The organism is Weissella kandleri, from assembly GCF_001438705.1.
Classification (GTDB): Bacteria; Bacillota; Bacilli; order Lactobacillales; family Lactobacillaceae; genus Weissella; species Weissella kandleri.
This window is the reverse complement of sequence record NZ_JQBP01000010.1, coordinates 1-25,403: the sequence shown is the minus strand read 5'-3', so window position 1 is coordinate 25,403 and position 25,403 is coordinate 1. Positions and strand designations below refer to the sequence as shown.

General features: G+C 38.2%; 21 protein-coding genes. 7 read left to right on the top strand and 14 right to left on the bottom strand.

Annotation, left to right across the window (positions count from 1 at the left end):
• Positions 1-258: 258 nt before the first annotated feature.
• The 10 genes from IV73_RS06365 to dnaA form a co-directional block, all read right to left on the bottom strand.
• On the bottom strand, positions 259-1,224 hold the full coding sequence (locus tag IV73_RS06365; protein WP_057756521.1) for a hypothetical protein: 966 nt from the start codon (positions 1,222-1,224) through the stop codon (positions 259-261).
• Positions 1,221-2,477 (bottom strand): hydroxymethylglutaryl-CoA reductase, degradative, encoded by a 1,257-nt coding sequence (locus tag IV73_RS06360; protein WP_057756519.1) that lies wholly within the window; start codon positions 2,475-2,477, stop codon positions 1,221-1,223. Before IV73_RS06360 ends, IV73_RS06365 begins: the two co-directional genes overlap by 4 nt.
• Positions 2,470-2,949, bottom strand: coding sequence for a MerR family transcriptional regulator (locus tag IV73_RS06355; protein ID WP_057756516.1), 480 nt, complete (start codon positions 2,947-2,949; stop codon positions 2,470-2,472). Before IV73_RS06355 ends, IV73_RS06360 begins: the two co-directional genes overlap by 8 nt.
• A 140-nt stretch (positions 2,950-3,089) precedes the next feature.
• On the bottom strand, positions 3,090-5,261 hold the full coding sequence (locus tag IV73_RS06350; protein ID WP_057756513.1) for an LTA synthase family protein: 2,172 nt from the start codon (positions 5,259-5,261) through the stop codon (positions 3,090-3,092).
• A gap of 300 nt (positions 5,262-5,561) precedes the next feature.
• Positions 5,562-8,135, bottom strand: coding sequence for a DNA gyrase subunit A (gyrA, locus tag IV73_RS06345; RefSeq protein ID WP_057756509.1), 2,574 nt, complete (start codon positions 8,133-8,135; stop codon positions 5,562-5,564).
• Between the two features lie 89 nt (positions 8,136-8,224).
• On the bottom strand, positions 8,225-10,201 hold the full coding sequence (gene gyrB / locus IV73_RS06340) for a DNA topoisomerase (ATP-hydrolyzing) subunit B (RefSeq protein WP_057756506.1): 1,977 nt from the start codon (positions 10,199-10,201) through the stop codon (positions 8,225-8,227).
• A 25-nt stretch (positions 10,202-10,226) separates the two neighbouring features.
• A complete protein-coding gene (gene recF, locus IV73_RS06335; protein ID WP_057756503.1) occupies positions 10,227-11,363 on the bottom strand; it encodes a DNA replication/repair protein RecF in 1,137 nt (378 codons plus the stop codon).
• Complete coding sequence (gene yaaA, locus IV73_RS06330) at positions 11,363-11,602, bottom strand: S4 domain-containing protein YaaA (protein WP_057756500.1); 240 nt, start codon at positions 11,600-11,602, stop codon at positions 11,363-11,365. The genes recF and yaaA overlap by 1 nt, the downstream gene beginning before the upstream one ends.
• Positions 11,603-11,845: 243 nt before the next feature.
• On the bottom strand, positions 11,846-12,976 hold the full coding sequence (gene dnaN / locus IV73_RS06325; RefSeq protein WP_057756499.1) for a DNA polymerase III subunit beta: 1,131 nt from the start codon (positions 12,974-12,976) through the stop codon (positions 11,846-11,848).
• Positions 12,977-13,157: 181 nt separating this feature from the next.
• Positions 13,158-14,552, bottom strand: a complete 1,395-nt coding sequence (dnaA, locus tag IV73_RS06320) for a chromosomal replication initiator protein DnaA (protein WP_057756496.1) — start codon at positions 14,550-14,552, stop codon at positions 13,158-13,160.
• Between the two features lie 660 nt (positions 14,553-15,212).
• Here dnaA and rpmH point away from each other — a divergent pair.
• The 3 genes from rpmH (at position 15,213) to IV73_RS06310 (ending at position 16,815) form a co-directional block, all read left to right on the top strand.
• A complete protein-coding gene (rpmH, locus tag IV73_RS06555) occupies positions 15,213-15,347 on the top strand; it encodes a 50S ribosomal protein L34 (RefSeq protein ID WP_002828338.1) in 135 nt (44 codons plus the stop codon).
• A 229-nt stretch (positions 15,348-15,576) separates the two neighbouring features.
• On the top strand, positions 15,577-15,954 hold the full coding sequence (rnpA, locus tag IV73_RS06315; protein WP_057756495.1) for a ribonuclease P protein component: 378 nt from the start codon (positions 15,577-15,579) through the stop codon (positions 15,952-15,954).
• A gap of 12 nt (positions 15,955-15,966) precedes the next feature.
• Complete coding sequence (locus IV73_RS06310; protein ID WP_057756491.1) at positions 15,967-16,815, top strand: YidC/Oxa1 family membrane protein insertase; 849 nt, start codon at positions 15,967-15,969, stop codon at positions 16,813-16,815.
• Positions 16,816-16,944: 129 nt separating this feature from the next.
• Here IV73_RS06310 and lepB read toward each other — a convergent pair whose 3' ends face one another.
• The 3 genes from lepB to IV73_RS06295 form a co-directional block, all read right to left on the bottom strand.
• Positions 16,945-17,568: a signal peptidase I gene (lepB, locus tag IV73_RS06305; protein ID WP_057756488.1), complete on the bottom strand. Its 624-nt coding sequence runs from the start codon at positions 17,566-17,568 to the stop codon at positions 16,945-16,947.
• An 87-nt stretch (positions 17,569-17,655) separates the two neighbouring features.
• Positions 17,656-18,321, bottom strand: coding sequence for a potassium channel family protein (locus tag IV73_RS06300; protein WP_057756485.1), 666 nt, complete (start codon positions 18,319-18,321; stop codon positions 17,656-17,658).
• Positions 18,322-18,415: 94 nt separating this feature from the next.
• Positions 18,416-19,915: a hypothetical protein gene (locus IV73_RS06295; protein ID WP_057756482.1), complete on the bottom strand. Its 1,500-nt coding sequence runs from the start codon at positions 19,913-19,915 to the stop codon at positions 18,416-18,418.
• Between the two features lie 189 nt (positions 19,916-20,104).
• Here IV73_RS06295 and IV73_RS06290 point away from each other — a divergent pair, with 189 nt between their 5' ends.
• Complete coding sequence (locus IV73_RS06290; protein WP_057756479.1) at positions 20,105-21,340, top strand: MptA/MptB family glycosyltransferase; 1,236 nt, start codon at positions 20,105-20,107, stop codon at positions 21,338-21,340.
• Positions 21,341-21,598: 258 nt separating this feature from the next.
• Positions 21,599-22,117 (top strand): hypothetical protein, encoded by a 519-nt coding sequence (locus tag IV73_RS06285; RefSeq protein ID WP_157049559.1) that lies wholly within the window; start codon positions 21,599-21,601, stop codon positions 22,115-22,117.
• Between the two features lie 148 nt (positions 22,118-22,265).
• Here IV73_RS06285 and IV73_RS06280 read toward each other — a convergent pair whose 3' ends face one another.
• Positions 22,266-23,177, bottom strand: coding sequence for a linear amide C-N hydrolase (locus tag IV73_RS06280; RefSeq protein WP_057756473.1), 912 nt, complete (start codon positions 23,175-23,177; stop codon positions 22,266-22,268).
• A 108-nt stretch (positions 23,178-23,285) separates the two neighbouring features.
• Between IV73_RS06280 and IV73_RS06640 the strand changes: the two genes are divergently transcribed.
• Both IV73_RS06640 and IV73_RS06275 read left to right on the top strand, forming a co-directional pair.
• Positions 23,286-23,480, top strand: coding sequence for a hypothetical protein (locus IV73_RS06640; protein WP_157049558.1), 195 nt, complete (start codon positions 23,286-23,288; stop codon positions 23,478-23,480).
• A gap of 819 nt (positions 23,481-24,299) precedes the next feature.
• A partial coding sequence (locus IV73_RS06275) for an adhesive domain-containing protein (RefSeq protein WP_169790294.1) occupies positions 24,300-25,403 on the top strand: 1,104 nt, incomplete at its 3' end.

Genomic DNA, 25,403 nt, shown 5'->3' with positions numbered 1-25,403 from the left:
TGCGATAACTCGTAACAACGTTTATTAATATTACATGAAACACTTTGAATCGTCAACCCCTAAATCTAACTTTCCATCCCTTTAGCTTATGTATAGATAAGTGACATATATCTACCAGCGACATAATCTAATTACTAATATGATTAATGCTTATCAAAACTAATAAAATAAGCCGAAAAGATTAGCAATTAAAACTGCAATTTTTTCGACTTAGTAACTTTATTTTTATTTTAAATTCAATTATTCAACATCAACACGCTATTCATCAAACGTAAATGGTTGTTGTAGCTTAGTAAACAAATCTTGTGCTGGTAAAGCATAGATTGATTTAAAGAATTCAGCTGTATTTGTTCCAGGCGCTTTCAACACAAAGCTATTTTGACCACTCGACTTCAATTCACCTACAAATACGGCAGCTTCATCGTCATCATCACTACGCATTTTATAATTAACATGCCGAATCCCGAAAGTTTCAAAAACAGGTGCCTTTAATTGTTGTGGTGTCAAACTAGGCGTTAACGTCGCAAATTCACTAGCTCCTAACTCTGGTAAATTCCAATCCAGCATTTGAGCGTCAAAAGCTTTAAACAAAGTTTGGACTGCTTGTCCAACTGTCGCAGGTGTCTTTATTTGATCAAGTACCAATTGTTCCAAAATTAATTGCGTCGCTTGCCAAGCCTTTGGGTAATTGACTTGATAATATTCTGAAACTAAATCCGAATTATCTCCAGCTGCATACATAAAGATACCAGCATCAATTAATGTTAATAAGCGCAAAGCTGCTTCTTTTTGCTCTGGGTCATTTGCTTCTGGCGTTAGGGTGGCTTTTACACCCGCGGCATATGCTGAAATAATTTCTGGCGTTAATTGTTTATGTGTCGCCTGTTCCCGATAAATAATAGCATGTAGAGCTGCTTGTGATAGATAATTAATCATAATCACCCGCTGTTCATCAAGCGCACCATCTTCTGTCGCTAATTGATAATACACTTGCGGATAGCCATTTAACATTAACAACATTTTTAACATTTCCCGCGTTGCCACAAAATCAGGCGCAGTTTGATCTGTCACTTCAATCATCAGGCGCGTCCCCAACATCTGCGTATCAACTTGATCTGGTAAAATTGTCCCGCTTTCTTTCCCACTCATTCGTAAAATAACTGAACCTGGGTAACTCTCATTTAATTGTGCTAATAAATCTTGGGTTGCTTTTGAAAAACTCATTTATTCTCCCTCATCTTCCTTAACATCTGGCTTGCCTGGGTTGCATCCATCGATTGAGCCTGCTGTAATGCTTCCACCAAAGGCGCTTGCTCCTCGAGACGTGCTCCGACTTGGACGGCTAAGCTTTTAGCTTGTAAACTCATATGTCCTTTCTGAATTCCATCAGTAACTAATGCTCGCAAAGCCGCTAAATTTTGGGCCATCCCCGTGGCAATAATTAAATCTGCTAGCATTTTAGCATTTGGATTATTCATTATACGCCGATTTAATTGCACTGCCGGCACAATTCCAATTGAGCCCCCAACTGCTCCCACTAACAATGGTAATTCTGTTGTGCCAACTAATTCACCGTCGTCCATTGTCCATTGAATTAAGCCACGGTATTGCCCAGTACGACTGGCATAAGCGTGCAGAGCCGCATTTACATTCCTAGTATCATTTCCACTTGCTAATACTACTGCCTCAATCCCATTTAAAGTCCCCTTATTAGATGTGACTGCTCGCTCAACGGAAAGTTGTTCCACGTGGCTCGCTGCGACAATCTGTTCAGCAATTTGGATTCCAGATAAATCTGAATGTTCAACTAAAGCATCCACTGGAATCCGCGCCTGCGCGTGGGTAAGTGCGTGGGTTGCATAATTTGATAAAATCGCCATCAAAACATCATACCCTTGGCTCCGCAAAAAGCTAGCAACTGCTTCCAACATCGTGTTTACTGAATTGGCCCCCATCGCCTCTTTGGGATCCACCAATAGGTCTAAACTGAGTGTCGTTGCATCCAAAATCTTAACTTCAATCCGCTGAGTACCACCGCCGCGTTGTATCAGACTTGGCTTGGATTGATTGGCCACTGCTATCAGATGAGGAGCTTGTTGCATTAAAATCTTTCCGGCGGCGTTCGCATCGCCTAAATTCTGAAGAATGACTTGACCTATCAGCAAACGCTCGGCTTGCGTTGTAATTACTCCGGTTCCTTTAGCCAATAAACGCGCACCATGATTAGCCGCTGCTATCACGCTTGGCTCTTCTGTCGCCATCGGTACTAAATGTTTTTCATGATTAACTGGTAAATCTAGTAATAGTCCAACCGGCACTTGAAAACTATACAAATAATTTTCAACTTGTGTATCTCCAATTGCATCAGTGTTTTTCTGCATCAAATTTTGTTCGGCTGCCGTTAAATGACAAGCTTGGCTAATTAAGTCGCGCCGCTCGCTTACTGAATGCCGATAAAATCCAGACCATTTACTCATATTGACTCTCCAATGTGCGCTTATCAACCACTACATATGATACGCGTTGATGCTCTCCCGGTTCTTTCTGATACGCCAATAAGCGCTGAGTGCCGGCTTCATCAAAGTCACCTAAGTCAACTAACAACCGATCACCATCTTCCACCAAACCTTGGACAGCACCACTAATTACATCATGCGTGAAAATCATATATTTTTGAGATTCTTTCATCCGAGCGACCGCTGCTTTTAAGGTCAAACCTTCTGCTAAGAAGCTTTTAATCATGGTGATCTTAATAAACATATTAAACGGATAAACTCTACCCGTTTGTTCATCAGTCCGTTCAAGTGGTTTGATAATTCCCTTACTTTCCCAATATCTTAATTGGCGGGCTGAGATACCAGTCATTTTCTCGATTTCACCAATTCTAAATTTATATTTAGAGACATCAAAGCCTGTTTTTAAATATCCTTTTTTAATCAAATAGCGCATGTCAGACCCCTTTATCCTTATTTATCTCCCACTAACGTAAAATTATTTAACATGTTTGTCAACTTCAATTTTTATAAAAAAGTGGACCAGTTTTAATTTCAAACTGGTCTCACTTTAAGCATGTTTCAAAACATAATTTTTTAAGGATTAGGCGTATCTGACCCACCATCATGTTTGTCAATTCCATCCGGATTTTGTTGCTGAATCCGTGATGTATCTGATTTTGGCTCATTCTTTTCAGGAGCATCAGTCTCATACAAATCCTGTGTTGAATGTTTGTTATTTTTAGTAAATAAGTCAGTCGCTTTATTTCCTAACGAAACTGAAAGATTATCCAATTTACCTAGTCCGTTTGCGTAATTATATTTCTGAGCATTAATCGGCGTAAAATGCTTTGGCGTATAGAAACGCAACAAATCTTTTTGATTAATTGCATCGGATACATTTAATTGTTGATTAACTTCATCTTGAATTTTATCAACTTCAGCTTGCTGTTGCTTGGTTAACTTTTCAATGACTTGTCCTTGATTATCATAAATATTTGACCCCACCCGACTATACTTAGGTGTAATCCAATTATTATTCCGGAATGCTACAATTTGATTCCGTTTATCATCAAGCAAGTTTTGCCCAACATTAACATACTGGTTGGGATTATCAACATCCAAAATTCGGAGCAAGGTTGGCATCACGTCAATTTCTCCACCATAAGTATGGTTAATTCCACCTCCATGCCAATTTGGAATATTAATCATAAATGGCACACGTTGTAATTGCTGGTCATCCCAATCAGTCCACTCATCAGGATTCTTATTCAAAACAGGCGCCAAAGCCTTATTTTCTGAATTCGAAATTCCATAATGGTCACCATACAAAACAACCACTGAATTTTGTGCTAAGCCTGACTTATCCAAATATTGATAAAACTCACGAACACTTTGATCCAAATAATGATTAGTTTCGAAATACCCATTCACGATATCAGAAGTTGTACTCGTCGTTTGGAAGTTAGGGTCTTTATCATTGTCATCCAAAGTGTATGGAAAATGGTTCGTAACCGTAATATATTTAGCATAGAACGGTTGTTGCAAGCGCTCAAGATATTTAATAGAATCATTAAACAATAATTTATCCTTGAGGCCATAGCCCATTGCTTTATCCCCCGATGTATCATAATAACTAGCATCAAAGAAATACTGATAACCCATATTTTTATAAACATTATTCCGATTCCAAAAGCTAGCATTGTTCCCATGGAAGACTGCTGATGAATACCCTTCACTTTGATGCAAGATTGCTGGCATCGCTTGGAAGGTTTGATCAGATCCATGCGATGCAAATAATGAACCAGAAGATAATCCAAATGTTCCGGTTTCTAACATATTCTCCGCATCAGAGGTTTTCCCTTGACCAACTTGATTAAAGAAGTTGTCAAAGGCAATCGTTGAATCTGAATTATAGAGACTATTCAAAAACGGCGTTACTTCTTGCCCATTAATTTGCATCCCCAGACCAAATTGCTGGAATGACTCCAAATGAATAACAAAGACGTTTTTACCTTTGGCGACCCCTTGATATTTCGTCACATCGTTCAAATTATGCTGATCAATATAATCCAGCACTTTTTCTACGTCCGTTTTTTTCGCGGTACTGCGCTCTTTATTAATACTGCGTAAGCGCATCCCATCCGAAATAGTAAAAGCATCAATTCCCAGATATTTAACGAAATAATTTGAATCGAACTGCCGACCAATCAATTGTGGCCGGTCAATTTCACCTAATGTGAGCGTCACCATAAATAAGAAGCACCCTAATGTAGTAAAGGTAAAACTCATAAATTTTGTAACCGCTCCGGCATCAAAATTGAATTTTCGCATTAGCATTAAGCCAATAATAATGACAAAATCAAACCAGAAAAAGATGTCATGGAAGTTAGCCAAGGCGAGCCCTGAAGCTCCCAAGCCTTGATTAACTTTATTATATCCGAGCATCGTTGAAACCGACATAAAATCTGAAAATTCACGATAATAAATGACGTTTAAGTACAGCAGCAACGTATTAATAAAATACATAATCAATGCTACCGGATAAAAATATTTAGTTTTTCTAAAGTAGAATGCCAATCCGATTAATAACAATGGTATCGGAAAAGGATTAATAATAATCGTTAATATTTGAATGAAACTTGATCCACTAAATAAATGCAGATCCATCGCATAGGCCATCATGCTTTTTGCCCAGAATAAAATTATTAAGAGCGCAACAAAGCCGATACGTGACTTCACCCAATCAAACCGTCCGTAGTGTCTCAAAAAACAACTCCTCTCAAATCAATTCAAGCCATATCTATTTATATTTTTAACCTAAGCGTTTTGATTGTAAAATCTTTTTCCTAGATTAACCTTAAACTTGCCTGAATCATTTAACTTTTTTGCATGGTAAGTAAGCTGAATTCACTGTCTCATGTAACAGCCTTGTCACTTAACCCCGTAATCAAAAAGAAAAAGCGTTTTTAAAACTGCCTTCTCAAGTCGAACTACAATTACCGCAGGTCTTGAAAATTTGTTTTTAAAATCCGCTTTGCTCCTTTGTGCTATCCTAACTCGTTAGATTTAATGTTCTCCATTTTCATCTTCAACTGAGTTGGCTTCCGCCCGATCTACTAAAGTTTGCACTTGTTGATCGGCATTATCATCAGTTTCGCTTAATTGCGTCGCTGTTGCATCTTCTTCCAAAACTTCATCGGGTTCAATCTTAGTAAAGGTTGCCACCTTCGCTTCATCACCAAGACGCATCAAACGCACTCCTTGGGCTGAACGGCCGGTTTGCGAAACTGTATCGACAGTAAAGCGAATCATCACCCCTTGGTCGGTCGTCAACATAATGTCTTCGGAACCTTTGACAACTACCACTCCCACCAATGGACCATTTTTTTCGGTGATGTTAGCTGTCTTAATTCCTTTACCACCGCGCCCCTTGATTGGATATTCTCCAATCGCTGTCCGCTTACCGTAACCATTTTCAGTAATCACTAGGACTTCTTCATCAGCATGCCTTACATCAGCGCCAACAACATAGTCACCTTCACGCAAGCGAATTCCACGGACTCCGGCCGCAGCTCGGCTCATCGAACGAACTTCAGTTTCATTGAACGAAACTGAATAACCATTATGCGTCCCAATAAAGATTTCTTGTTCACCATCGCTAGTCAAAACAGCAATTAACTCGTCATCATCATGCAAAGTCAATGCCTTCAAACCATTCGTTCGAATGTTACTGAAGTCCGCGATCGGTGTCCGCTTAACGACACCTTGCCGGGTGACAAAGAACAAGTAATCTTTTGAATCGCTGGCATCCCCACGAACGTTGATGACCTTTGTTACTTGTTCATTATCATCTAATTTACCAAGCAAATTAATCACTGGGATTCCTTTGGCTGTCCGACCGTATTCGGGGATTTCATAACCTTTCATCCGATAAACTTTACCCAAACTAGTGAAGAATAACAACGTATCGTGCGTTGAGGTTCCGATTAATTGATCAATATAATCATCATCATTCAAGCCCATTCCTTGAACACCACGACCACCCCGGTTTTGTGACCGGAATTCATTAGCTGGAACACGCTTAATATAACCACCGTTGGTTAACGTGACAATAATTTCTTCTTCTTCAATTAAATCTTCATCTTCAAGATTAGTAACATCACCAATCTGCAATTCTGTCCGGCGGGCATCCCCATGCTTATCCCGAATTTCAAGTAACTCTTCATAGATAATTTGATCAATTCGTTCTGGATTAGCTAAGATATCTTTCAAATCAGCAATCGTTGCCATTAAGCCTTGATACTCATTTTCAATCTTGTCGCGTTCCAATCCAGTCAAACGCACCAATCGCATATCCAAAATAGCTTGGGACTGCTTATCTGACAATGAATATTCATTCATCAAACGATCCTTAGCTACTTCCGCCGTTTTTGAATTACGAATGATATCAATAATCGCATCGATATGGTCTAATGCAATACGTAATCCTTCTAAGATGTGCGCTCGTGCTTGCGCTTTTTTCAAGTCAAATTCAGTCCGACGCCGAATTACGTTTTGTTGGTGCTCAAGGTATGAGGTCAAAATATCTTTAATCCCCATCAACTTTGGTTCACCATTTTTAACCGCTAACATATTAAAGTTATATGTCGTTTGTAAGAGCGTGTTTTTATATAAATTATTTAAGACAACTGAAGCTGATGCATCACGCCGAATATCAACAACCACTCGATAGCCTTGACGATCTGATTCATCGTTTGCGCCAGCAATCCCTTCAACCCGCTTATCACGTGCTAATTCAACAATTCGTTGAATTAAGCGCGCCTTATTAACCATGTATGGTAATTCAGTGATAACAATCTTTTCCTTACCACTCTTATCGGTTTCGATTTCAACCTTGGCCCGAACAGTAACTCTTCCTTGACCAGTTTCGTAAGCTTTTCGAATTCCAGCCTTTCCCATCACAATGGCACCAGTTGGGAAATCAGGACCAGGAATCGCTTCCATCAACTCGTTGGTTGTGATATCCGGATTTTTCATCAACATGTGTAATCCATCAATTACTTCACCCAAATTATGTGGTGGGATATTAGTCGTCATCCCAACTGCAATTCCAGTAGCCCCATTCACTAACAAATTCGGGAAACGTGAAGGTAATACTTCTGGCTCACGATCAGTTCCATCATAGTTATCAACGAAATCAATCGTATCTTTGTTGATGTCACGTAACATCTCTAAGGCAATTTTTGAAAGCCGAGCTTCCGTATATCGCATGGCCGCAGCCGGATCACCATCGATTGATCCAAAATTTCCGTGTCCATCGACCAACATATTACGATAACTGAAGTCTTGCGCCATTCGTACCATTGCTTCATAGATGGCTGAATCACCGTGGGGGTGATACTTTCCCATAACATCCCCAACAATACGTGCTGACTTTTTATGTTGCTTATCGGGGGTCACACCCAATTCGTGCATTCCATATAAAATCCGGCGGTGTACTGGCTTTAGACCATCCCGCACATCTGGCAACGCACGTGCCACAATGACAGACATCGCATAATTCAAGAATGAATTTTTCATTTGTGCGCCTAACGGGGCGTTCTTAATACGTGATTCTTCATGCCTTATATCTTCAGACATTATTTACTCCTTCCAACTTTGGGTTTCATCTTACGTTTTTTACTCTCACGTTTAAAATTTAAGGTTCACTTCAAACCTTTCACAATTAACTAAACGTCAAGCTCAGCGTAACGTGCATTTTGTTCGATAAATTCACGCCGTGGCTCAACCTTATCTCCCATTAACATGCTAAAGATTTGGTCTGCTTCAGCTGCATCGTCCAATTCAACACGTAACATCCGCCGCCGTTCAGGATCCATAGTGGTCTCCCACAATTGCTCAGCGTCCATCTCACCAAGCCCCTTATACCGTTGGACCACTGGCTTAGGACTGACTGGCAAATTAGCGAGTAATGCATTTAATTCAGCATCTGAATCTAGATATTCAACAAACTTACCTTGCCGCACCTGATACAAAGGTGGCTGTGCGATATAAACATATCCAGCTTCCAACAATGGTCGCATATACCGATAAACTAATGTCAAAAGGAGCGTTCTAATATGCGCCCCGTCCACATCGGCGTCAGTCATAATTACTAATTTATGATAATTTACTTTACTAATATCAAATTCATCACCAAAACCAGTTCCCATCGCCGTAAAGAGTGAACGAATTTCTTCGTTAGCTAAGATGGTCTTCATCTGCGCCTTTTCAACGTTCAAAATTTTTCCACGAATTGGCAAAATAGCTTGCGTCAAACGTTCACGTCCTTGCTTAGCCGAACCACCGGCTGAATCACCCTCGACAATAAATAATTCTGAAATTTCAGGGTCCTTAGAAGTATTATTAGCTAACTTTCCAGGCAAATTAGCAATCTCAAGGCCTGTCTTCTTCCGAGAATCTTCACGTGCACGTTTAGCAGCCATCCGCGCCTTTTGCGCTGAGAAGCCTTTTTCAACGATCTGTTTAGCAACTACTGGATTTTCATACATAAACCGCTTAAAGGTTTCATTAAACATCCGATAAACCGCTGTCCGGGCATCAGAACTACCTAACTTAGCTTTTGTCTGCCCTTCAAAAAGAGGATCAGGATGCTTAACTGAGATAATCGCCGTTAACCCTTCGCGCAAGTCATCAATTGTTAAGCCATCGTCACCTTCTTTAAGCATTTTGTTTTGCTTGGCATAATCATTGATTACCCGCGTCAAAGCCGTCTTAAATCCAGTTTCGTGCGTTCCACCTTCCCAAGTGTTGATGTTATTAGTAAATGATAATAATACATTTGAACGATAATCATCGGTATACTGTAAAGCTACCTCAACTTCAATGTTGTTCTCAGTTCCTTCAACGTACACGGGATCTTCAAAGAGGACGGTCTTATTGCGATTCAAATATTTAACGTATTCTTTTAATCCACCTTCGTAGTAGAAGGTGTGCGTTTCCTCAGGTTCAACACGCTTGTCAGTAAATGAAATTTTCAACCCTTTATTCAAAAAAGCGAGCTCACGAACGCGATCGATTAATACTTTCGCATCAAAAACCGTTGTTTCTTGGAAAATATCAGCATCAGGTACAAAGTGAACCACCGTTCCACGTTCCACCGGTGCGCTTTCAGCTGAAACTTCTGTAATTGTTTGCACGGTACGACCACGTTCAAACTTCATTTCATAACCCTGATTGTCGCGGACAACTAAAACATCTAAATCAGTTGATAAAGCATTAACAACTGATGCTCCAACTCCGTGCAAACCGCCAGAAACTTTGTAGCCCCCGCCATCAAACTTTCCACCAGCATGCAAAACTGTAAAGACCGTCTCTAAAGCGGACTTACCTGTCTTTTTTTGCACATCAACCGGAATTCCACGCCCATTGTCTGTAACCGTTACTGAATTATCTGCTTCAATCGTCACTGTGACGTGATCAGCAAAGCCTGCCATCGCTTCATCAATTCCGTTATCCACAATTTCCCAAACTAAGTGATGCAACCCTTGACTTGAAGTTGTTCCAATATACATCCCTGGCCGCTTACGAACCGCTTCTAAGCCCTCTAAGACTTCAATTTGACTCGCATCGTAATCATCAGCTTCAGTGTTCATCACCCCGGAATTCGGATTACTTGTTTCATTTTTTAATTCTTCATCAGCCATTAAACTTTCTCCTCAATTCTTAAATTTAATCATCACGATCATCGGTTTTTATTTCAGTAATTTTACCCGCACTTACTTGGAAGATTTTAGGCGTTTTAATTAATTGACTCGCAATATCGTTTAAAGACGGTGTTGTTAAAAACGTCTGAACTCGGTCTTGCATTGCTGCTAGCAATTGCGTTTGCCGCGCTGAATCTAATTCAGATAAGACATCATCCAATAATAAAATTGGATATTCACCAGTCTGCATGTACATTAATTCAATTTCAGCCAGCTTCACCGCTAGCGCTGTCGTTCGTTGTTGGCCCTGTGATCCAAAAACTGCAACATCATGTTCATTTACTAAAAATTGAATATCATCACGCTGCGGGCCTAACAAAGTCGTCCCTAATTGAATTTCTCTAGAACGTAATTTTTGAAAACGCTCGTGTAAACTCTTTTGAATTTGTTCAAGCGAATCTAATTCATGTATATCAAGTTGCGAAACATATTTTAAAGTTAAGTGCTCTTGACCTTGCGTAATTTCTTGATGGACAGGCACAGCTGCAGCATCTAACTGTTCTAATAAATTCAAACGTTGCTGAATTAAGTCGCTCCCATATTCAATTAACTGATCTGTTAACACATCTAAAAAAACCTGATCTTGCGCTTTTAGCGTATTCAATTGTTTCAAATATTGATTGCGCTGCTTCAAAATAGCTTTATATTGATTTGCAGTGTATAAGTATTTTGGACTCATTTGGCTAAATTCGCGATCTAGAAACTGCCGTCGGTTTTGGGGTGCCCCTTTAACTAGTTCTAAATCCTCTGGCGCAAATAAAATAACATTCATTTGACCAATGTATCGCGCTAACTTTGGTTGATCCAAATGATTCATTCGCGCTTTTTTTCCCTTACTAGTCAAACTAAGCTCTAACGGCAGTTTCCCCGTTCTCCGTTCAACCTGTCCACTAATGCGTGCAGTTTTTGCTTCCCAATTAATCAAATCGCGATCCAAATGGGTTCGATGGGAACGAGTTAAGGCCAAGACGTAAATAGCTTCCAATAAATTAGTTTTCCCTTGCGCATTCTGCCCCAAAAAGACATTCACGCCCGGAGAAAAATCCAATGCTAAATCGGTATAATTGCGAAAATTTTCCAACTTAATTGATCTTAATTGCATTATTCAAACTTAGGGCTCGCCCCGTCCCCATTAATAACATAATGTTCACCATCGGGCAATGCAACAACATCACCAGGATATAATTTCCGACCGCGTCGTTCATCAATCTCTTGATTGACTAATACTTCATTTTCGCGCAGGTACCATTTAGCTTGGCCGCCTGTCGCTATCGTACTCGTTTCTTTTAATAATTGACCCAAAGTAATATATGGGGTCGTAATGGACAATTCTTTAGCCACTCGTCTGTCCTTTCTCGACATATTTAATATACGTCTAAACATGAATTTGATGCTTCTATTTTGAGCAGTTTATTACTCGCATTTGATCAATTCATAATATTTTGCGTTTCAAATAATTATACCATTTTTTCTTAATTTGCACATTAATACCTATTATCACGTCTTAACTTATTTTTGACAAAAAACGCCAAATTCAGCAATCACTGCTTATTTGGCGTTTTATTCATTACTTTCAATATTCTTTTAATATGTCCGAACTGGAGTAATTAATTGAATAAAATTATGTTCATTATTTGTTGGGACAATCGTAAATGGATCAAGTGCCGTTTTAAAGCCAATTTGAATCTCTTCATCCCCGAATGTCTTTAACGCATCGCGCATATAATCAGGATTAAAGGAAATCGTTAGCGCATCACCTGCTGTCTCCGCAGCAAAGATCTCTTCTTCAATTTTTCCGACTTCAGGTGAATTGGAAGAAATGATTGACCGATCACCAGAAATATCAAATTGAATCACATTGGAGCGACCTTCATGCGATAGCAGAGCAGCTCGATCAATTGTTTGAAGGAGTTCGCGCGCATTAATTGTTAATGTTGTCCGCTTTTCGGTAGGAATTAAACGTGATGCATCAGGGTAATTACCTTCTAATAGACGTGAATAGAAAGTCGTATTCGGTCCCAATTTGAAAATAACTTGATTCGTTGCCACTTGAATCTCAACAGTTTCAACGGCTTCAAGCATTCCTTGCAATTGAACTAAAGAAACTCCTGGCACGATAATATCAGCTGTTGCATCATGATTTTCAAAAGCTAGGGTTCGTTGGGCTAAACGATGTCTGTCAGTCGCAACCGCTGTTAAGTTACCGCCACCTAAAATAAAGTGGACCCCAGTTAAAATTGGCTGACTTAATTGTTTGGATACAGCTAACACGGTTTGACGAATGACTTCGCTTAAGGTCTTAGCTGCTAACTGTAAATTATTTTTTATTTCAACTTCTGGTAAATGTGGATAATTATTGACATCTTGTCCATGAATATCGAATTCAGCTGATCCAGAAATAATCTTTGCTTGAAAACCTTCTTTGTTCGCTAAAGTAATCTCTTCACCGGGGAGTCTTTTCACAATGTTTGTGAAGAAAGTGGCCGGTAATGCTAGTCCTCCAATTGAATCTATCTTTAAGTTAGCTTCATCGTCGTGTACTGAAATTTTGGTCTCAATTGAAATATCAGTATCTGAGCCAGTTAAAACCAAAGTATCTTCGGTTAAGACTAACTTAATATTTGATAAGATTGGTAATGCACTTTTAGAAGAAATAGCACGGTTGATATTATTTAAAGCTTTAATCAAAATTTGTCGATTAATGGTAAATTGCATTTTAAAAATCTCCTTGGCGTAAGCTTGCTTTAATGATTAATTAATTAATAGAAAATAGTAGTAGTAGTAGGGGCTGTGGATACTGTGGAAAAGTTACTTTACGCTTGTAACCGCACATTTTGAGCTGTGTATACAAAACTGTGGAAAAGTTTTAATAACTATAAAGTTATCCACAATGGGATTATTGAAGATTAGCCCGAATTTCTTGTACTTGTTGTTCTAATTTAGGATCATCAAGCATTGATTCTTCAATTTTATTAGTTGAATGCATTACAGTTGTATGATCTTTTCCTCCAAAGGACCGCCCAATCGCTGGTAATGATTCTTGTGTGATTTCACGAGCAAGATACATCGCAATTTGACGCGGAATCACAATTTCTTTGACGCGACTTTTGCCGACTAAGTCACTGACGTTTAAATTAAAATACTCGGCGACACTTTCTTGAATACCAGGAATCGTAACAATCGTAGAACGTTCGAAGTTAAGATCTTTGAGAATTTCTCGAATTGCATCAACGGTGACTTCAGAATTACTAATTTTAATTTTAGCTACAACCTTTTTGAAGACCCCTTCTAGGTCTCGCACGTTGGTATTGACGGCATTTGCGATTTCAGAAAGAACATCGTATGAGATTTCAATCTGTGATTCTTCAGCTTTATTTTTCAAAATGGCAATCTTAGTTTCAGGATCTGGTTGTGTTAAATTGGCTGAATAGCCCATTGCAAAGCGCGACACTAATCTATCTTCAATTCCTTTGATATCTTTAGGTAATTTATCAGAGGTTAAAACAATTTGATGCCCATCACGCGTAATCGCATTGAAAGTATTGAAAAATTCTTCTTGGACATTCTCTTTATCGGCTAGCAGTTGGATATCATCAACGAGTAAAAGATCAACGTTGCGATAAGCTTTTTTAAATTCATTAGTCCGATTAAAGCGTAATGCATCAGTCCAATCATTCATAAAGTCGTCCGTAGTAATAAATTTAACGCTGGCATTGGGGTTGCGACGTACTAGGTCGTTCCCAATGGCTTGCATTAGGTGGGTTTTTCCAAGCCCAGAGTTTCCATATAAAAGAAGTGGATTCCATTCTTGGCCGGGGTGTTCAGCAACGGCTTCGGCGACTGACTTTGCTTCGCGGTTGGGGGTTGAAGCAATAAACGAGTCAAAGCGGTATTTAGGATTAAGCCGCGAAGGTGTTCTAGAACCACCTTCAGCTTGTGGTATTTCTAAATCAAGTTGTTCAGCGGTCGGCGTAGGAGTTGCTTTTGGCGTAGGCTGAGGCGTTGCTTCGACAAAGCTAACGACTGGTAAAACAAGGGTTGGAGTACCTAAAAGTTGCAGGGTCGCTTGAATGGAAGCCGATAGAAATTGATTATAATATTGGCCATTTGGAGACCATTCTTCAGCGACATTTTTATGTGAAGTTGAAAGATAAAGTTGATCGGAATTATTGGGAGTATGGACCAAACTAATTGGTGTTAAGCCATTTACATAGGTTTCAAATGAAATTCCGGGAGCAATTGTTTTAGCTAATTCAGTTTTTATGGCGTCCCAGAGTTGTATATGATCCATTCGGGAAAGCCTCCTTTACGGTAAGTTTATTTTATAGGTAGATTGTCTATTTTTAATTAGTATAAATTTGGTAATTCTAGTTATTGCAAATTATATAGAAAGAAAAGTTTGCAAAACTACTAATAAGCATCTGCTATTTTAGCAGTATTTTAGGTAGTTTTCCACAGGTGAAAGCTGAAAAAAGAGCCAAAAAGCCTTAAAAAAATAACACAGAGTGATATTAACAAGTTGTGAATTGAGTTTTCCAATAATACACAGGGTTGTTTAAAACAAAATCCACAAATTTGAGAAAGTTGTGTAGAAATTAGCTTTTTTTGGATTATTCACGGTATTTTGTGGATAACTAGTGGGAAAGAGACAATTATTAACAGAGTTATCCACTTTTCCACAGGTATAAAAATTTCGGTTTTACAACCCTGTGGAAACTGTGGAAAAGATGTGCATTCTGTGGAAAACTTCCTAACACGCTGTTAGTATCCCGTTATTTGTTAACATCACGGAAAGTTATTTTTTGGAAAACTTTTTTTTAAAATATTTTTGATTGATTGCTATATTTATGATTTTACTTGCGTTTAATCTTTATCAATGGTATTATAATTCTTGAATTGTTCCGCTTTTAGGGACAGAAAAAATCTGACTACGAATGGGAGGTGTAATCACATGAAGCGCACATATCAACCAAAGAAGCGTCATCGCGAACGCGTGCACGGCTTCCGCAAGCGCATGAGCACTAGCAACGGGCGCAAAGTGCTTGCACGTCGCCGCCAAAAGGGCCGCAAGGTATTGTCAGCCTAATTCGGCAGGGCCTTTATTAGGATACTGATAATAACTAACACGGGTAATTCCGGCTATTTGGCTGGGCTTACCCGTGTTTTATTTTGTTTAAGTAATAATAAGCTCCCATTTAAGTTAGATTCGAGATTAATTTAATAGCTGAGTCAAACGTAAATAGGTAAGATTCTTGATTAAAGACAATCGAGAGAGGTGGAAAAACCCACCAATTTGTTGAATTAAGGAGTACGGGATGCGCAAGAGTTATCGGGTGAAAAAAGAACAAGATTTTCAAAAGGTGATTGATCAACACCAATCAGTGGCTAATAAAATGTTTATTGTTTATACAATGGAACGAGATGAACCCAAACATCTACGCTTAGGAATTTCAATTTCTAAAAAAGTGGCCTTGCGAGGGCATGAACGGGTTTGGATTAAACGGCGAATTCGGCAAAGTGTATTAGAACTAATGCCTAAAATCAAACCTAATGTGGATATTTTGGTAATTGTTCGATCTCCCGCCTATGAACAATCCATGGCTGTGATTAAACAAAATCTTGAGCATGTCTTTAATTTAGCTAATTTGTGGATTGAAGAACAACCAGAATTAATTGAAGAAAACAAGGAATAATTGGAGAGAAGCATGAGTGCAAAAACAAATAAAAATGACTTTTTAAATTATAAAAAGTCAATGGTGACAGCTGGTCTTGCATTATTAGTGATGATTATTGCTGGTGTAACTTATCAAGGGGCAACGCCTGGAACTGGTTTTTGGAATGGTGTAATTATTGGAAACTTTGCGCGCGCGCTATTAGGGGTTTCCGCCTGGTTTGGCGATAATTATGGGGTAGGGATCATTATTTTTACGGTTTTGATTCGAACTTTAATTTTGCCACTGATGGTGCATCAAACTTCTTCAATGTTGAAGATGCAAGAGGTCGCACCGGCCATTCAAAAGCTACAAGCTAAATATCCTAATCGTAAAGATCCAGAACAGATGCAACAGTTGCAAACGGAGACGAGCGCTTTGTATAAGCAAGCGGGGGTTAATCCTTTTGCTTCGATGATTCCTTTGTTAGTTCAGATGCCCATTTTGATTGCTTTGTATCAATCAATCTATAATACGAAGGTACTTCAGACGGGGACTTTCTTGTGGGTTCAATTAGGGCAGCATGATCATACCTTTATTTTGCCCCTCTTGGCGGCGTTCTTTACGTTTGTCTCTTCATACTTGGTAATGATGGGACAACCTGAACGGAATACGATGACGAGTACGATGACTTACGCTATGCCAGTGATGATTTTCTTATTCGCAATTAACGTACCATCAGCATTGTCACTATACTGGGTGATTTCAAATGCGTACCAAGTGGTCCAAACTTGGACGATTCAAAATCCCTTTAAGATTCGCGCTGATCGGGCAGCAAAGAAGTCAGCCGAGAAAGCACGGGAACGGGCCATTCAGAAGGCTAAGCATTCAAAGAAACATTAAAAAAGCTAATGAAAAGCACCTTTAAACTAGCCGGTTTTACGCTAGTTTAAAGGTGCTTTTTGACATAATGATATTAAATATAAAGTAAGCCAGTCTTCCATTAATGGAAGACTGGCTTACTTTATAAAATTAATTCACAGCAAAGAAACGCTGGCTTTCGGTATTGATCTTTGACTTGGTCTTAGCATTGTTCCAGAAGCTAAGCTTAACCGATCCGACCACATTTTCTTTAGGGACGTAACCCCAATAACGAGAATCATTTGAGACAGAACGGTGATCACCTAAGACAAAGTATTCATCGTTAGGAACCGTAAAGGAACTTGCATTCTTAGACCAGCTCATATGAGTGCCAAGTTCCTTTAAGTTTTCCCAGTTTCCCACATTATTTACAGCATTTGTAGCGGCCTGTTCACTTTGGGGAATGAAGTCTTGATTGACTTTCTTATCGTTGACGTAAAGCGTTCCATCAATGGCGGAAATTCGATCACCAGGGAGACCAATCACGCGTTTAACGTAATCACGATTAGTGGTTGCGCTAGGGTCAGCACCTTTAGCGTTAAAAACAATCACACTTCCGCGATTAATTTTTTGATTTCTTAAAACGAGGACGCGTTCGTTATTGACTAAGTTTGGTTCCATGGAAGTTCCATCAACGCGCATTAGCGTAAACCAGAATTGACGAATGAGTAAGGCGATGGCTAATCCAACGAGAATTGGAAGGAGCCATGACATTACTTTTTTGAAATTGTACATGATTGTCCTCATTTCTTGAATATTGTTCTTAATTGTAGCATATTTTTAACTTTTAAAAATCGAGCGATGATTGCGATTGCCATGAATTTAATTACCAGAAATTAAATGGTCAAATTTTTGAACATTATCAGTTGATCCGATGACAGTTAAGACGTCCCCAATATTGATAATAAAATCAGCATCTGGCGAAATAACAAATTCTTCATGGGCTTTAACAGCAATAACATTTAGACCGTATTCAGAACGAATATTTAAGTCGGCGATTGAGCGATTAGCAAAGTGGAAATTGGTCAGTTTAATTTCTCCGATTGAAAAATCATCATTTAATGAAATAAAATTTAATAGATTGGGTGAAACCAAACGATTGGCCACTTGTTGAGCCATTTCATGTTCTGGTCGCACAACTTCATCCGCACCGACTTTTTCTAGTACATGGGCATGGAGATTATTTTCAGCTTTGGCGATGACATGTTTGCAGCCAATGTCTTTTAAAATAATCGTGGCTAGAATGGAAGCCTGTTGGTTATGACCAATGGTAACAATGACATGATCGAAGGAAGCCAAATCTAGTTCACGGAGTGACGCTTCATCTTGAGCATCAGCGATTACGGCATGTGTTGCAATTTCCATATATGTTTGAATGGTTTCTGTATTATTATCAATCGCTAAAACTTCTTGTCCAGCGTTAATTAATGATTCTAAAAGTGAGCTACCAAAACGTCCTAAACCGATTACGGCATAAGTGTCTGCCATTGGTAAGATCCTCCTTTGATTATTAAATTATAATTATGTTGTTAATTATACACGTAAATGTTTCTGGTTACGGATTTTTATCTGTTAAACCGGTTTATTTTGGGAAGAAAACTGTATAAATCCCAAATTGTTGGTGTGTATATTGATCTTGAGGTAAGCACACGTGAGCGTAATCTGGTGCGATGATGACACTTTGATGATTATGCACGGGTTGTTTAGTAAATGTGTAGTTGGTAAAATGCTTGACCCGAATAAACTCATGTTGACCTGATTCCACTTGGAGGGTTTTTAAAAAGTCATGGGGTGTAGGGCGGTCATAAAATAAGGTCAAAGAGTACCGCTGATTACCAGGTTGAATAATATTAATTGGTCGCTGTTGTTGCTTGGCCTTTTTTAAGGCAGCTTCAAAACCTTGGTTATAGACACGTTGAATTTTTGGTAGTGAATTAAATGTTGTGAAATATTGATAGAAAAATGCGCCGGTAGGTAAAATAAACATGCAAGCCACGATGGCGCTAAAGACGATTTGTTGCCATAATTGACAATCTTGCAGCGCCTGAATAAATTGAACCAAGCCTAAAGCAGTTAAAGCCAAGATTGGGAGCCACGCTAAATTGTAACGGTTAATATTACCTTGAACGGTGAACGTCAGGACCAAGACGCCACTTAGCCAGGCTAAAATAACCCAGTTACGTTCCCGAAGGACTTGAATCCAGCCTAAACCAGCAAAAATTAAGGAAAGCGTATAGCCAAGGGCAGAGAAAGGCGTGGCATTTTGCAGTAATCCGTCAAATTGTGTTAATAAGACAAGCCAGTTTTGACCGAAACTATTCCCGAGGGTTTGACGAAGCATGGTAAATTTTTCAACAGAAAAGAATCCTAAGTCAAACGGCGGTAGGTGAAATAGATTTACGGCGAACCATAAAAGCATCGGCAAGGCAATTATAAGAAAGCAAAAGGCTGCTTCAAAAATTTGGCGCCAGGTTATTTGTTTTTGATAAAGTGCTGAAAGATAAAGGATGCCTAGGATAACTGGCAGTGTTAATAGGACACTGGAATAGGCATAAATGGAGCAGGCAAAGACTGCTGCAGCTAAGCGGAAATGGCGGGTTGCAAATAACGTAAAGGCTATTAAAATGACAAAGGGTAATAAATTAGACTCTAATCCTTGCCGGGCAATTAAGACCGCCCAGGGATTGAAAGCGAGCAAAGTTAATCCGATTACGGCCACTTTTTGATTCCACAATTGTTTTAAAAAATAATAAAAGAGCGGTAATAGGAGCAGCCCAGCAACTAAAGCCACGGAGCGCTCGGTATAGATATTTAAGCCCCAGAATTTGACTAGTGGTAAAATGAGATATTCATGGAGAGCGTTCATTCCACTGCCCCAAGCCTTGAGGTACCATGGATAGTGGTTACCCCACATGTCGGTTTGATAATGGGCAAGCGTCCAAGCGTTATAACCAGTCATTGCTTCGTCAGTGGTGACGCCAGCGGGAATTTGACCAAATTGAACGACCCTTAATAAACTACCTAAAATAAAAATCAGCCCACAATAAATGGTGGTTTTGGAAATTTTCAGTTCTTTTTTCATAGTATATCTAGTATAACAAGTTTGAATCATGTAAAATACGGTAGGGTTAAAAAATTTAAAAAAAGCTGAAAATATAGAGCAAAAATTTAGGAATAATCAGATCTGTTGTAAAACTTTCAGCATGAATCAATCTAAAGGAGGGGAGCTCAGTGGTACTAGCGAGTATGTTATTGCCCGGCTCAAAACTAAATGCGAGTCAATAAAAAATTAATTTTAGTCATTGTGACAATGTTATGGATGTTGGTGATGATTGCGCAGCGAAATGTATATTCACTCTCACCGCGATCGGATTTAAATGCTTTTCAGGTCCCCTGGTGGGATTATTTAAAACTCCATGGATTTCATGGGATTTTGACGATTAATCATGATATTAATGGTAATTATGGACCGATTTGGTATTTTATTATCGTGATTTTTTGTAAATTGGGGATCTATTCAACTTTTTCGGTGGTTTGGTGCATTAAAATGTTAGCCGCTGGTTTTACCATTTTAACGGCCTGGGCGGTGGCTAAAATCGTTCAAGTGAGTGTGGGGCGTCAGGTCTGGAATGATGTTTTAGCATATACCTTAGTTTTATTTAGTCCCGTTGTTTTTGGCGATATATTAAAAACGAATTTACCGGATAGTTCCTACTTTTTCTTTTGCGCGCTAGCAATTTTAATGGTTTTAAAAAAGCAGCATTGGCTGTCTTGGATTTTCGTCGGGGTGGCAATTGCGTTTAAAGCGATGGGGATGTATGTAACGCCATTTTTAGCCTTTTTATACTTACGCGACTTCAAACAAATGAATTGGTTAAATCGAATCGGACCCGGTTTTATGTTGGTGGGGATGGCATTGGCCTCACTTCCAGCTATGGTGTTAGGTGAAAAACCATGGCTAGCTATTTTTGGTAACATTGCTGCCCGCAGCGGGGGTGTGATTAAACGTGATTATGGAATTTGGAAGTTGATCAATGGTGGACCATGGGTTTGGTTTCCTAATTTAACGCGTGTTCAAAAAGAACAATTATATCTATATGGTATTGCGATGGTAATGTTATTGTTTCTAGCAATATATCTATTGATTTATATTATTCCTCAGCGTAGTCGTAGTGTGCAAAATCAAGCCTTACTGTATATGTTGGTGGTTGCACCGTTGATTTTCTGGTTATTTTTACCCGCTCAGCATGAAACGTATTTTAATGTTGCTGGAATCTTTGTAATTATTTTAGTTAGTATTCAGCCCCGTTTGAAACACTGGCTGTTGTTAACCGTGATTGATTTCTTAGTTTGGTCAGGGTATCATGGGCTTGATCAGTTATTCCATCAGGTTGGTTGTACATATCTGTTGATTGGGGTAACGATTTATCTGATTTATGAAATTGTCCGACTTTCAAATGTCCAACAATATCTGTCTGATGATGATTTCACTTTGGGTGGAATTTAAAAATCCAAAAATGCTGTTGTGTATCAAATAATTGGCGTCAATGTTAGAAAAATTTTTAACATTGGCTTTTTTTATTCATACATAAATGAATCATTCGCAGACAATAAAAGTTGTTTTAGGTGTTTGGCAGAGTTAATTTCAAAAAATTAAAATTTTCATAAGCGAAAAGTTAAGCGAAATTATTCTAAAATATCATGCTATTATTAGGTGTAATAATAAAATTTAAATAAAGAAATTAAGAATGGATCTATGGTATGGATGATGGTAAAAAATAAAAATAAGAATCAAAGCTTAAAGTTATGGCAAATTGTTTTTTTAGGTTTTGGTTTAGTATTGTTGATTGGGGCATTAGGTTATGGCCTGTTTGCAAATAATAGTACGGATAATAAAGCCCATACGGAAAAAACGACATTAGATAAAAATGTTCAAAGTCTCTCCGCAGCACAGCGAGGGTCATTATTGCTACAGGCTGTAAGTGAAGCGGTAGAGCAAGAAGACTATAATTGGTTCGATCAAAATATTAAGCAGTCTGATCAAATTTATGTTACACAAGTTAAAAAAGATCAGTTTGTCTTTAAAACTGGAATGCCAGAACAAATCCTGTTGAAGGTCTATAGTTCCGGTAATCGGGATAATTTGAAAGTGAAAGTAGATGGACAGATCGTCAAAGTCTCAATGAACCAAGCGTATAAACAGTATTATCAAAATAAAACCCATCGAGAATATACAAATCAGCTCGCATCGATCATTAGTCCAAGCTCTGATCGTGAATCGTGATGATTGGTCGAAATTTTGGAAATGCTCCACGTGGAACATTGATGATACTTTTTGATAAACATTAAGATTAAAAGATAAAAGGCCCACAACTTCTTAACGAAGTGGCGGACCTTTTTTGCTATAACTGATAATTAATCATGAAACTATGTTAAGACTGAGGGAAATCGTAAACAGAGATACCAACGGCGTCGTAGGGTTGAAAGTATAAACGGCGTGATTGAAGATCGACGGCACTTCGATAAAGGGTGTATGTATCGGAACGCTGACGGCTTTTGGGTACGGTAACACTATTTAAGATATGCCAAGTTTCGATTAGATTAGCTTGTTCATTAATCGGGACAATGGCATGTTCTTTGAGAATGGTGGCCCGGATGAAGCGAGCGGATGGGGTAAACCCACCGGGCATAGTTTTCTTACCATTAAAATTATCGCCGGCAATCGCATTTAGGTGGGTTGGAGGAACGGTTAGGTCTAAAAACTGGTCTAATTTAGTGATTTCTTTATCTAAATCAGGTGCGTTTGTGACGACCCCAATCGGATTGTCAACGGCAATTAATTGCCCATTTTGCGGAATCAGATTAATAAATTGACCAGTTGAATCAGTGAGCGCATAGTGTAAGGTTTGACCCAAAACATTATGCTTCTGATTTGAGTCGGGGATAAGTTGTATTTTGGGTAGTTGGGTAATAACGTCAGCAATTGATTGACAATTACCAAGGAACCAAGTGACGACTTCAAAGGGAGCTAATTGAATTTTATGCTGTTGTGTTTGGAGCTTAAACGTGGAATTAGGATTATTAGGTTGATTAAAGGTCAACTTTTGCATAGCGAGACCGTATTCATTGATGCCATCCGCAATGTCAACATGTAAGTTAGGGATATTATAACCAACACCCAGCACTTGATAGGGATTGATTAGGGTGCGCTGAGGGTTTACAACACTTCGCCATTGATATTGTTGTGGTAAAGTCAAGACTGTAGCGCCAAAAGGATGCCAATCCATCGTGCGGGCCAACAGCGTGCTCCCGTCATTAGCATGCATAATCAGACTAGTACACATAAGAAACTCCTTTCAACTGAATAAGATAAGTATAGCTCTTTGAATTACATTCAGTTTAAAGTAAATGCACGCGTTTGTCGTTAGTGACTAGTGAATTTACTTTTAAGAATGAATGTTAAAAAAGGAAAAATAGGAGATTTATCAAGGCTTAAGCTAAAAAAATTTATGCACCTAAAAGTGAAAAATTTAGATTTATTATTAACTATCCAGTTATTAACGTCAAATGTGATTTTAGGCGTTACCTTTGTTTTAACTGGTGGACTTAATTCTAATTTTGACGGTTTATCTAGTTTACGAATTTAGTTGTTCTCTCTGGGATGCTTTTTCCATTGAATTTGAAAAGGGCGAATTAACCTTAAGAAAGTTTCAAAAAATGTGGATATGTTCAAGTGTTTTACTACTTATACAAGGTATTTGGATATACATATGAAAATATTATATAAAAAACACCGTATTAATGATGATTTAATACGGTGCTTTTCAACTTAGACTAAAGATAAATCTGATTTTTAATTTCACGTGAGTTAAAACCATTATTTTCCACAATATTAGAAATAATAATGGCGATACAAAACGCAATGGTCTCAATTTGGAGTAAAACGCTATCGATGTCATCATATAAATTTGTCTTAGTTCGCACTGCTACGGAGATGTAATCATCGTCTCAAGTGACGGCAAAGCAGTATTCAAGGCGATGAATAATTAAAGGCTTCATCTAAAGACGTGGCAGATAAATAATGTGTTTACATTTGCTGCAATGATTTGTGCATTATCCCGATGCTTTACGGATAATAACATTTCCCATAGCAAAATAGTATTGATCATAGTTGAATCACTATAAATTAGTTCGCACATAACAAAAACATCGATGACTGAGAATTTAAAAAAGTAAATTAATTAAAATAGATAGTTTTATTCTTTTTAATTGTAATTTTAAAAAATTAAAACCCTTCATTTGCAACGTTTAATAATCTTTTATTAAAAATATATTGTTTTTAGATTTAATAAAGGTTAAAAAATTAAAAGTTATATGTTAGAATATAATTAAACCTTAAAATAATTAATACTAAAAGCATTCACATCTATAAAATATAGATGTCCTTAACTTGGAGGTAATAAATTATGAAAAAGTCTGGCATAAATTCAGTAGTAGGTACAAATCGTATTACTCGTAAAAAATTATATAAGTCAAAGAAGGCCTGGATGGCTTCTTTGATGGTTGGAGCAGTTATAGGATTTAGTGGAGTTGGCCCAATTAATAATATCTTTGGATTTAATAATAATCTTAGTCATTCAGTTTCGGCATCAGTCGTTCATGGAGAAATATTCTCGGATATTCAGACGGTTAATGATAGCGGAACTACTGTTCAAAATGGTTTAGACCCACTTAAAATTAATAATGTTAATTTTACAATTAGTGGAGGCAGTGCGGTTGATATTTCAGTATTAGGAGATAATCAAAAATATGCTGTTTTGGGGATACCCACTGACTTACAAGGCAAGGTAGTCGCAAATGGGTCAGCGCAGGTAACAACTAATGTGACAGTGCCGCTAGATAAATTTACCTTATTAAAGACAAATTTAGATTTAATTCATGAATTCGTAACTGAGGCTAATCGTTTGCAAAGCTTAAACCCAACATTGAAAATTGATTTGGCTGGCGTCAATAACGCATTAGATGCTGTAGAAACCGTGTTGGGCTCAACAAAAGGAAGTTATACTAGTCCAATTAGTGATAATGGCACCTACTTATCTGCCGATATTGGAACCGGGAGTAGCGTGATTATTGCTAATAACTTAGTGACGGCTCTTAGTCAACTCGAAACAGCCATTAATAATACGGAATTTACTGGATTTGGGGCGGGGACAGTTAATAATTTGTTAGGTGTTCCGAAGAAAGTGGCAATAGATGCTTTAGAAGTTTCAAAGACGGGTTTGAAGACTGGTGGTACTTTATTTAATCAGATTGCAGATATTTCATTATTTGGATCTACAACTGTGGTAATGCCAACGACAATTAATCCAGCTGTCAATTTAAACAATGGTAAAATTAATTCAGAAAAATTTGTTGGGACGATGGCAAATCCGAATTTTATTTCGGTAGATCTTTTTACAAATAGTTCTGGTTCAAGTAATGTGTTTATTGGAACAGAACAAGTTGACGATTTAGCAGCTGAAAAGCAGGCCGCAATTGATCAAATTAATGGGTTGAAGAATCTAGATCAG